This is a genomic window from Limnohabitans sp. (assembly GCF_040401135.1).
Classification (GTDB): Bacteria; Pseudomonadota; Gammaproteobacteria; order Burkholderiales; family Burkholderiaceae_C; genus Limnohabitans.
Genome location: NZ_JBBAOV010000030.1, coordinates 21933 through 24344 on the forward strand (window position 1 = coordinate 21933; position 2412 = coordinate 24344).

The following is a 2412-nucleotide window of genomic DNA, read 5'->3' on the forward strand; positions in this document are numbered from 1 at the left end:
CACATGCAAATCATGAGTGCCTCGCTGCTTGGCCCTGGCGATTGCTTGGTGGTGTTCTCTAACTCAGGCCGCACGCGCGATTTGCTCGACTCATGTGAGATCGCCAAAAAAAATGGTGCCACCACGATTGTGGTGACGGCCTCTGGCTCCCCTCTGGCAAATACCGGAAAAATTCACCTCGTAGCTGACCACCCCGAAAGTTATGAAAAGTTCAGTCCCATGGTGTCACGCTTGCTGCACCTGATGATCATTGACGTGTTGGCCACCACAGTGGCACTGCGCATAGGAAGCACGCAGCTGCAACCCATGCTGCGCAACATGAAACAAAACCTTCTTAACAAACGCTACACATGAAACACCCCGACCCACCAGCAGGTTTGCTGGACATTGTTATTTTTGGCGGCGCGGGAGATTTGTCGTTCCGCAAACTCTTGCCAGCCTTATACATGGCGCATTTGCATGACAAGCTCGACTCATCGGCACGCATCGTTGCGGTGGGCCGGCAAGTTTGGACGCGCCAAGAGTATTTGGATTTCATCGATAAAAACTCGCCAGCTTTTATTGAAAAAGAAACTTTCACCAAAAAGGACTGGCAAAGCTTCTTAAACCGCTTGGCCTACGTCAGCATGGACGTCACCAACGCTAACGACTTTACGAAGCTCAAAAACTTATGCAGCACACCCGCACTGCGCGTCTACTACTTGGCCACTGCGCCTAGTTTGTTCACGCAAATTTGCGCAAACTTATCAAGCGTAGGTTTGGTCGATGCGCAATCACGTGTGGTACTCGAAAAACCGCTTGGCACCGACCTTGCCACTGCGCGTGAAATTAATATGAATGTAGCCCGTTACTTAGACGAGCAACAGATTTACCGAATCGACCACTACCTTGGCAAAGAGACGGTTCAAAACTTGATGGTGCTTCGTTTTGGCAACGCCATTTTCGAGCCGCTGTGGCGTGCACCGTATATCAAGAGCGTGCAAATTACTGTGGCCGAGAGCGTGGGCGTTGGTAGCCGTGCAGGCTTTTATAACGGAGCAGGGGCGATGCGTGACATGGTTCAAAACCACTTGTTACAGCTTTTGTGCATCGTAGCCATGGAGCCCCCAATTTCATTGGGCGCAGACGATGTCCGCGATGAAAAGCTCAAAGTCTTGCGCTCATTGCGCAAGATGGATTTGACCGATATCAAACGCGACACCGTGCGTGGCCAATACACCGCAGGTGCATCTGAGGGCGCAGCCGTCAAAGGCTACTTAGAAGAAGACAAAGTGCCCGCCGACAGCCGCACCGAAACTTTCGTGGCCTTGCGCGCCCACATTAATAACGCACGCTGGGCCAACGTCCCCTTCTTCTTGCGCACGGGCAAACGCATGCAGCGCCGTGAGTCGCAAATCATCATTGAATTTGCAGAGCAACCGTTTTCTATCTTTGGCGCTAGCGCACAGCAAGAGCCCAATCGACTGATCATCACGCTGCAACCCGAAGAATCGATTCAGTTGGAGATGATGGTCAAAGAGCCAGGCACTGGCATGAACCTGCATCCCGTAAAGCTGGGCCTCGATTTGCAACAGTCGTCAGACAAGCGCCGTGCCGAAGCGTATGAGCGTTTGTTGATGGATGTCATCAAAGGCCGCCTCACCCACTTCATGCGCCGCGATGAATTGGAAGCGGCATGGATGTGGGTCGAGCCCATCATCAATGGCTGGGCAGAGCTGGACGACAAACCACGTGCTTACTCTGCGGGCAGTTGGGGCCCTGCCGCGTCATCGGCCTTGATGGCACGCGAAGAACTGTCGTGGTTTGAGGAAGCCTAATGACCGTCGCATGGCACCCTGAATCACGCGGCAAGTTGACGGTACACACCGTCAGCCAAGCCGAATTGAATGTGCGTTTGGCTCAAGAAATAGCGCAACGCTTAGTAGCCGCCATTCAAACGCGCGGCTTTGCTGTGCTGAGTGTGTCTGGCGGAAAATCGCCCGTGGCTTTGTTTGAAGCCTTGCGCGTAATCGACATCGATTGGTCGCGCGTGCGTGTGACCTTGGTGGACGAGCGTTGCGTGCCGCACATTCACCCCGACAGCAATGCCTTGCTGGTGCAAACGCATTTGTTGCAAGACCTCGCTGCCAAAGCACAACTGGTGTTCATGGTGACGAGTACCACCGAACCTTTGGATTCACCTGCGGCACAAGCCAAAGTGGCTGGCCTGGCGTTGTCTGCGGCTGGCTCAGCCGATGTACTGGTGTTGGGCATGGGCGTTGACGGCCATACCGCCTCGTTGTTTCCAGAGGCTCCCAACTTGGCTGACGCGCTTGACATGCGCAACACGCACAGCTGCGTGGCCATCGAGCTAGCTAACCCGCCAGCCAGCGCTCCCTATGCACGCATCACGCAAACCTTGGCGCAAATTTT

3 protein-coding genes are annotated in these 2412 nt (G+C 54.1%); all 3 read left to right on the forward strand.

Annotated features, from left to right (window positions below):
* A partial coding sequence (locus ABWP81_RS09000) for a MurR/RpiR family transcriptional regulator (RefSeq protein ID WP_353141214.1) occupies nucleotides 1-354 on the forward strand: 354 nt, incomplete at its 5' end.
* On the forward strand, nucleotides 351-1817 hold the full coding sequence (gene zwf, locus ABWP81_RS09005; RefSeq protein WP_353141216.1) for a glucose-6-phosphate dehydrogenase: 1467 nt from the start codon (nucleotides 351-353) through the stop codon (nucleotides 1815-1817). The genes ABWP81_RS09000 and zwf, both read left to right, overlap by 4 nt.
* Nucleotides 1817-2412, forward strand: a 596-nt coding sequence (gene pgl / locus ABWP81_RS09010) for a 6-phosphogluconolactonase (RefSeq protein WP_353141218.1), incomplete at its 3' end; no start/stop codon positions are given. The genes zwf and pgl, both read left to right, overlap by 1 nt.

Coding starts and splice junctions, on each gene's coding strand:
- zwf (WP_353141216.1), top strand. CDS start 351: ATGAAACACCCCGACCCACCAGCAGGTTTGCTGGACATTGTTATTTTT.